8 protein-coding genes are annotated in these 7,688 nt (G+C 50.6%); all 8 read right to left on the minus strand.

Annotated elements, in window-relative coordinates:
• Nucleotides 1-49: 49 nt before the first annotated feature.
• A complete protein-coding gene (locus tag LKD37_RS16250) occupies nucleotides 50-208 on the minus strand; it encodes a transposon-encoded TnpW family protein (RefSeq protein WP_006428300.1) in 159 nt (52 codons plus the stop codon).
• Nucleotides 209-350: 142 nt separating this feature from the next.
• Nucleotides 351-2,222, minus strand: a complete 1,872-nt coding sequence (locus LKD37_RS16255) for an AAA family ATPase (RefSeq protein WP_302930131.1) — start codon at nucleotides 2,220-2,222, stop codon at nucleotides 351-353.
• Entirely contained in the window at nucleotides 2,219-3,715 is a 1,497-nt protein-coding gene (mobQ, locus tag LKD37_RS16260; protein ID WP_302930132.1) for a MobQ family relaxase, read from the minus strand. Before mobQ ends, LKD37_RS16255 begins: the two co-directional genes overlap by 4 nt.
• Nucleotides 3,681-4,040 carry a DUF3847 domain-containing protein gene (locus LKD37_RS16265; protein WP_302930133.1) on the minus strand — a complete coding sequence of 120 codons (360 nt, stop codon included), beginning with the start codon at nucleotides 4,038-4,040 and terminating at the stop codon, nucleotides 3,681-3,683. The genes mobQ and LKD37_RS16265 overlap by 35 nt, the downstream gene beginning before the upstream one ends.
• The gene (locus LKD37_RS16270) at nucleotides 4,037-4,270 is read right to left on the minus strand and encodes a hypothetical protein (RefSeq protein WP_302930134.1); all 234 of its coding nucleotides are present in this window, start codon (nucleotides 4,268-4,270) and stop codon (nucleotides 4,037-4,039) included. The genes LKD37_RS16265 and LKD37_RS16270 overlap by 4 nt, the downstream gene beginning before the upstream one ends.
• A 133-nt stretch (nucleotides 4,271-4,403) precedes the next feature.
• The gene (locus LKD37_RS16275; protein WP_110437415.1) at nucleotides 4,404-5,234 is read right to left on the minus strand and encodes a TraX family protein; all 831 of its coding nucleotides are present in this window, start codon (nucleotides 5,232-5,234) and stop codon (nucleotides 4,404-4,406) included.
• A gap of 135 nt (nucleotides 5,235-5,369) precedes the next feature.
• Complete coding sequence (locus LKD37_RS16280) at nucleotides 5,370-5,714, minus strand: TnpV protein (RefSeq protein WP_117481232.1); 345 nt, start codon at nucleotides 5,712-5,714, stop codon at nucleotides 5,370-5,372.
• A complete protein-coding gene (locus tag LKD37_RS16285; RefSeq protein WP_349048745.1) occupies nucleotides 5,711-7,597 on the minus strand; it encodes a DUF4368 domain-containing protein in 1,887 nt (628 codons plus the stop codon). The genes LKD37_RS16280 and LKD37_RS16285 overlap by 4 nt, the downstream gene beginning before the upstream one ends.
• Between the last annotated feature and the right edge of the window lie 91 nt (nucleotides 7,598-7,688).

A 7,688-nucleotide genomic window follows, 5' to 3' on the forward strand; every position in this document is an offset into this window, starting at 1 on the left:
TTGCCAGAGACGAAAAGTCAAGGACTTTTTCATCAAATTCAAAAAGAAGTTACATTTTGCGGACTTCCTCACGGAGCAGACGCTTGATTTTGTCCTCCATCGTCTCTTTTGCGGTCTGGCTGAAATGCACACGAACGATATAGGTGGTCTTGCCGATCTGCTTTCTGACAGTCGGGCAAGTGGCGGTGTTGGTTGCGGTATTGTTCATTCAAAATCCTCCTGTAAATGAAAAATGCCCGGTGACTGTTCATCATCGGGCGATGTCGGTATGAGGGAACAAGGCAAGGCGGCAACATTAAGGTATCTATAAAAACCTTGCCGTCTTTGCCACGCTTGCCGTGTTCCTGTTGTCAGTCTCGGAGATAGCAGACCCATGCTGTGCCGTCTTTCTCGGTCACAAGCCTGTCCCCGATACGGCTCTTTGCCGTTCTCATGGTGCGTGAGGAAATCCCACGCTCATTGACCGTCTTTTCCAGCTCTGCACTTGGCATACGCTTTCCATCTGCCAGCAGTTCCAGAATGAGCATTTGCGCTTGTGCGGTCTTGCTCTCGGTCTTGGCGGTGTCTGTCCCGGCAAGAAGCTCGTCAGCGGTAATGTCATAAGCTCCTATCCATTCAAAGCCTTTCTCGTCTCCCAGAGAAAAGGCAAGGGACTGTCCGGGCGGCGCAAGGGAGCTTTTCTCATGGATAAGCACCCTCGTTGTGGGGCTGTCCTTCAGCTTGCCGATAAAAAGCAGACTGCGGACTGCCGCCGTAATGTCGATAGACCCTAATCCCCGATAGGTGCTTTGCGTTCCTGCGGCTTTGTTCAGGTGTCCGATCAGCACGATAGCGCATCCGGTAGCCTGTGCAATGTCTCCCAGACTACGGAAGATGGGACGGACTTCATTTGCCCGGTTCATGTCCACATCTGCGCCCAGAAACGCCTGCATCGGGTCAATGATAACCAGCCTTGCGTTGTTCTCTCGGATTGCTCTTGCGATGCGCTCATCAGCAAGGGTCAGCGGCGTGTCTCTATCGTCAATAACAAGCACTCGTTCAAGGTCTGCGTCAGCTTCCATCAGCCGGGGCTTAACGGTATCGCCCAGACCGTCCTCGGCGGTCTGATAGATGATATTGAAAGGCTCAAGTGTCTCCATACCGGGTAAGGGCTTTCGGTTGGTGCAAGCCGCCGCAAGACGCATGGCAAAGTAGGTCTTGCCCTCGCCGGGGTTGCCCTGTATGATGGTCAGCTTTCCAAAGGGGATATAGGGAAACCATAGCCATTCCACGCTCGTCAGCTCCACATCTGCCATGCGGAGCATGGGAACAGGCTGGGCGGTGGGCAGCTCTCGCAACGTGATTGTTTCGGCTATGAATTTGCGGCTGGGAATGTCCTTTTGCTGACGGAGAACATCGTTCCAGTCTTTCCTTGCCGGGACAAGGCGCATGACGGCGATCTTGCCGGGAATGGACTGTGCCAGTCGGGTACAGGCTTCGCTTCCTGCGGTGTCGCTGTCAAGGCAGAGGAACACTTTTCGGGTGTCCTTGCGTTCAGAAAGGAAACGGTCAAGGGCTTTGCCCGAAACGCCGCCCAAGGCAAGATAATTTCTTGTCTGCCAATCCTGCGGATAAAGGCAGATAAACGATAACAGGTCAATCGGCGCTTCAAAGACAAAGAGCTGATTGCCATTACCCTCGTGTCGGAACGGATAGGATTTGTCAGACCCGACAATGTCCTGTCTGAATGGGTCTGCCGTTCCTCGCACATGGGCGTATCTCGGCGTACCGCTTCGGTCTCTGCCGACAAACACAACATTGTGCCGCTTTGCGTCCTCGTAAATATCCCCGGAAAGAAGAAAAGCCTCAACAAGCGTTTTGTTGAGACCTCGGCTTTCTGTGAGATATTGAATTGCTCTGTCGGCTGTCCTGTTGTGCAAGGGCAAGTGGAACGCTGTGGGCGGTGCTGTGCTGGCTTCGGTCTGCCCCTCGCCGCTTTCGCCGGTCAGGAGCTGGACAGCTTCGGGAAAGGACTTGCCGTAAAACTCCATGACAAAATCAATGGGATAGCCGCCCTTGCTCTGGCTGTGGCGAAACCACTTGTTTCCCCGGACGGTCAGGCTGTCATGTTCTTTCCAGCGGTATTCCCGTCCGCTTTTGATAAGCGTCTCTCCCTGTGTGCGGAGAAAATCTTCCAGACTGACGGCGTTTGCCCGGTCAATCTGTGCTTGGGTGTAATTCATCGGGATATATCCTCCTTTTTGTGTCGTGTTTGGGGTCGATTTTGGTGCAGTTGTTCCTCTGTACGCTCGTTAAATCGGGCGGCAGTATCTACACATGACTTGACCTTCCAAAGACGGTGTAAATCGTCTCTGACGGTCTTAAACTCGCCATAGGTGGTGTTGTGCGCCTGTTCCAGCTCGTCATACTCTTCGGTCAGCTTTTTCATATCCACCTTGCCGTCCGGGAACTCTCCGGTCAGCTTACGTCTGGCGGCGTAGAACTGTTTCAGTTCCGCTTCATGCTCTGCCTTGTACTTGGCTCTGGGCTTCTCAAACTTGATTTTCTGCAAGCCGTCATAGACAGGCTTCAAGCTCTGGAAAGCAGCGGAGCTGTCATAGAGCTGCTTAATTGCTTTCATTCGGGCGGTCTGTTCGTCCAGCGTTTTCTTCAAGCTCTCTGTGGCAGCACTGTGTTCGCTCACACGGCTTTCCAAATCTTCAAGAGTGTAAATGCCGTTTGCCCGGAGATAATTGAAAGTCTCGTTCATCTCCTTTAGGTTGCTGACCTTGCCTTTCTGCGAATATGCCCCGGCTCTGCGCTTGGTGTAATAGGCGTTCAGCAGAGAAACAAGGTCGGGTGCCTGCGGCTTGGCAAGCTCCGCTTTTGCTTCGGCAATCCAATCAAACAGGAGAGCGATTTTCTTCTTGATGTCCCGGATAACGGCATTGGTTGCTCTGATCCAGCGGTTGAACTCGCCTTTCTCGGTGCGTATGCCTTTCTTCTCCATTGCCCGGACGGTTGCGCCCTCATGGACGCTGGGAAGAAGCTCCACGCCCTGACGCTCATAGCTTCGGTGGTCGATGCGAACGTCAAGCCCTTTTTCCGCAAACTTGCCATTGCATAGCTCCGCCCATGTCTGCCGCCAGTATTCCAGCGTTTCGGGACTGCCCCAGTCGGTAGTGGGAACGGCGTTGAAAACATACTCGCCGTTCTGGTCTCGGATACGGTTGCCGTCCTCGTCCAGCTCATACACCCGGCGTTGCTTTAGTCCCCATTTGCCGTTCTGCTCAATGGGACGGATAGGGCAAAGCACATGGAAGTGCGGGTTTGGTATGCCTCCGTCCTCCCGGTCGGGCTGGTGTACGGCGAAGTCAACCACCATGCCCCGGCTCACAAAGTTCTCCAACAAAAATTGCCTTGCAAGAGCGATGTTTTCCTCAAGGGAAAATTCATTCTGCAAGGCAATGTCAAAGCTGTATGCAAGCTGGGCGTTCTTTCCACGCTCGGCTTTTTCCACGGCGTTCCATAGGGTCTGGCGGTCTGCGTATTCTGGCGGTGCATTGGACGGCAGGAGAATGTCGGAGCAGATCACGCCGCCCTTGCGGGTGTAGTCGCTGTACTCGCCGTAATACTCGCTATACAATCGCTCCCCGGCACGGTAGGCGGCAGAAGCAATAGCGGACTGTCCTGCGCTTCGCTTAGTCTGCGTGACGCTCAGGTGAAATAGTGCCATCGGCTTTCAACTCCCTTTCTCTGTTTGCTTGGCTGATGTGGGTAATCGCCATGTGACGGACGGCTCGCTGGACTTCGGACAGGGAAAAGATGTGTTCCATCAGCTCTGTCATTTCGGTGCGTGTGAGATCTTTGATCTCCGGGGCAAGGCTCTCAACCGTGCCGCCCAGATTGCAAAGGCGGTGGGTGCGCTTGGTGCGTTCGCCTTTCTCAAGATACTTCTTTCGGTTCTCCAGACGCTCAAGCTTGTGCTGTTCCTGTGCAAGCTGCGTCTCGGCTCGTTCCTTTTCGGCTCGGAGCTGGTCGAGGGTTTTCGGTTTTGTCATTGGGATTGACCTCCTTTTTTGATTTTGGGGATAAAAAAAGACCGTCCACTTTTCGCATAGTGCGACCAGTCAACGGTCAGTTTTTCGGTATTCAGTTTTTCAAACTTGCTGGCGGCGAACAGCATTTTATGCTGTTTGCGGACGGCAAGTCCACAAGGGATAGCCGCTTTAGCGGCGCAAGGGGGTGTAGCCACCTTGACGGAACGAAGTGACGCAACATTCTCGGTCAAGCAGTTTTCTTCTGCTGACGGAGAATGAAGCTCCGCAGGACGCACGATACTCCCGATAGGAGAGTATAGAAGTGCGCCCTTTAGTTCCTAAAGGGTTTTTCTCCGGCTTAATTTCTCGACAAACTGCAATTAGTCATTTCAGCAAGTATTTTCCGAGTCCTACCTGAATCAAATACAGGGCAAGGATATGTGCTGGATAAAAAACATAAAAGAAGTATTTCAGCTTCAATTTACCACGTTTTCCGTTGTATAGCAGAATAAGCAAGCCGGCAAGAAGCGTACATAAAGGTGGTTGATTCCCCGTTGCCCCCATGTAAGCCAAAAGAAACAGCAGCACTTGATAGATTCGGTGATTACGGCAAATATAAAATGCTGATATGAATAAGATCCCCTGCATACCGTAGTCACAACGGATTCCTTCCGCAATGCTGGAAAAAAGTACTACACTGAGAACTTGCAAGACTACTGATTTTATTCTATCCACTGGTAGGTCGGATTCACACGAAAATCTTTCAAGGCATACCAATGTCAATAAGCCTAAAAACAAGGTGAAAAATACATTTTGATACTTCAAGTAAAACGGAAATGTACCTTCCATTCGTGAATACGCACTAAAGAAACCTATGTCAAATGGAATTTCCGAAATAAGGGCAAATGCAAGCATCAACCCAATATAGCGTTTTTTACTTCTTGTGTGTTGGAATCCTTCTGCCAGCAAAAAACAGAATAGCGGAAAAGCAATCGTCCCAATGCTTTGCAAATCAAACCGTATGAGATTATCTATCTCTTGGAATCTCTCCCACGACATTTGTTCGTTATCTACCATAGACCCCCAGTAGTTTGATAGCAGCCATTGCAGCACAATTTTACATAGATGGTCAATAACCATTGTCAGTACAGCAATAAACTTTAACGAATTTCCCGTGAGAAATTGAATGCGATTTATTTTCCTATCAATGCTCATAATGTAACCTTCTACCAACTTCCAATTTTACGATTTTTCGTATTCAAATTATACCATAAAACTCGTGACCAATTCTACCGCAACTTTGGAATATATGAGAAAAGTCCGAACAGTTTTCTGCCCGGACTTCCTCGCTCAATTATAAATCAACTCTGCTTTCACAACTTCCTCTGCCTGCGCCTTGCAAGCGTTCATCTGCCGCACCCATTCCATTTGGTTTTCAGCTTTCAGTTGCTCGGTCACGCCGTTTTGCTCTGCCAGTGACCGCACGATCAGCTCCATGCGGTTTCGTGCCGCTTCTTCAATCTCGGCGCAATGTTCAAAGAGCTTGTCGGATAGCACCAGTTCATTGAACAGTATCGGGCGGTGCATTTCTAGATACGCCTTGCGAAGTCTGCCGTAGTGTCCGATGGGCTTGGTCTTGCGGATAATGATGTTCGGGATAAGATAATCGCCGTTCCGTGTGTAAGTGATATTCATGCTGTTTGTACTCCTTTCATCGGCTCTCTCTGCGGTAAACTGCTGACGGGAACGAACACGCCCTTTGCAATATCCTCCGCACGAATGGCGGCTTTCTTGGCTTCGATTTCTGCCTTTTTTCTCCCCTTGATTTTGTCCTCGTATCGCTTCTGCGCTCCGCTGGCTTTCCGCTTCAAGTAGTTCTGATGAAGCCTGTCCTTGCGTTCCTCACGCTTGCGGATTTCCTCTAATTCTTCCGGGGTCAGCTCCACTTCTCCAAACGCTGGGGGAACGAATCGCCCAACAAAATTGAAGTAAATTTCGACCTCCTGTGTGGTCTGTATACTGCCTTTGCGGTCACGCTCATGCACAAGGATTTTCTCGATAAACTCGTTGAGCATGGCAATGGTCAGCTTGTCGAAGTTCTCGTACTTGTCAATCAGAGCGATAAAACGATCAGCGTCCTTTTCGTGCTTCTCATAGCTCTTGACAGCCTTTTCCAGAGCAGAGATTTCGGCGGTAAGCTCGGACTGTTCCTTTTCGTATTGAGCGTCCAGAGTGGCGTATCTGCTGTCGGACAGCTTTCCTAAAATGTTGTCCTCATAGATTTTGCAGAGCAGGACTTCCAGTTCGGAAACTCTCTGCTTTGCGGTGGCAAGGCGTGTCCGCTGTTTCTTGACCTCTGCCGTCTGCTGGCTGGACTGCGCTTCCTGCACCACTCGGACAAACTCGTCTCTGTCATGCTTCGCATACTCGGCAATAGCTTTGAGCATTTCGGAAACAAGGGACAGTACCACATCTTCATTGATACGGTGCTGTGTCGTGCAGAGCTTTCCAACTGGGACTTTGCTGTATTGGGAACAGGTATATTGAGAAATACGCTTGCCGTTGTTGGTACGGTGGACATACATCTTGCCGCCGCAATCGGCACAATAAAGCAAGCCTGTGAGGGGAGCCGCTTCGCCCCAGCCGTCCGGGTAGCGTCTGACATTCCCACGGATTTTCTGCACAAGGTCAAAGGTCTGCTGGTCAATGATAGGCTCATGGGTATTCTCGAAAATTGTCCATTCGTCCTCCGGGACATAATGGCTTTTTTTGTCCTTGAAGTGCTTTCGGGTCTTGAAATTGATGGTGTGTCCCAGATACTCACGCTTTTCAAGAATGTTGCAGATGGTGGAAGAACCCCAGCCGTACACATCTTTGAAAGTCTTATTCTTGTTCACGCCCTCGCCGTGCTGGGCAAGGTAAGCGGACGGAATGAGGACTTTTTCTTCTTTCAGCTTGCTGGCGATCTGATACGGACCGTAGCCCTCAATCGTCATGGCAAAGATGCGCTTGACCACCTCGGCGGCTTCGGGGTCAACCAACCATTGGTCTCTTGCTTCGTTCCAGAGATAGCCGTAAATAACCGTGCCTGTGAGGTGCTTGCCGGACTTGCCTTTGGACTGGAAAGTGGAACGGATTTTACGGCTGGTGTCTCTGGCGTAATACTCGTTCATAATGTTGCGGAAAGGGGTAAAATCATCGTCCCCTCTGGCACTGTCCACGCCGTCATTGATGGCGATAAGTCGCACGCCACGCTGACGCAGGATTTCCATAATCTGACCGACTTTCAGATAGTCACGACCCATGCGGCTCATGTCCTTGATACACAGGTACTCCACATTCCCGGCTTCCACTTCTTTCATCATTGCCAAAAATCCGGGACGATCAAAGCAAGTGCCACTAATACCATCGTCCGTGAAATGGACAATGTTCGTAAAGCCCTGCCGTGCGGCGAACTCCTCCAACATAGCCTTTTGATTGGAAATGGAATTGCTCTCACGCTGTTGGTCATCGTCTTTGCCGAAGTCATCACGGCTCAATCGTTCGTACAGAGCTGTGATTTTCTCGTTTTTTCTCATAACTTGCGCTCCTTTCTTCGGTTTTAGGTTGTGTGTTCTAAGAGACTTCCCAACTGCTTGATTAAGAAGTCTTTTAGAGCATACAACACCG

The sequence above is a fragment of the Brotocaccenecus cirricatena genome (assembly GCF_020687045.1).
Lineage (GTDB): Bacteria > Bacillota > Clostridia > Oscillospirales > Oscillospiraceae > Vescimonas > Vescimonas cirricatena.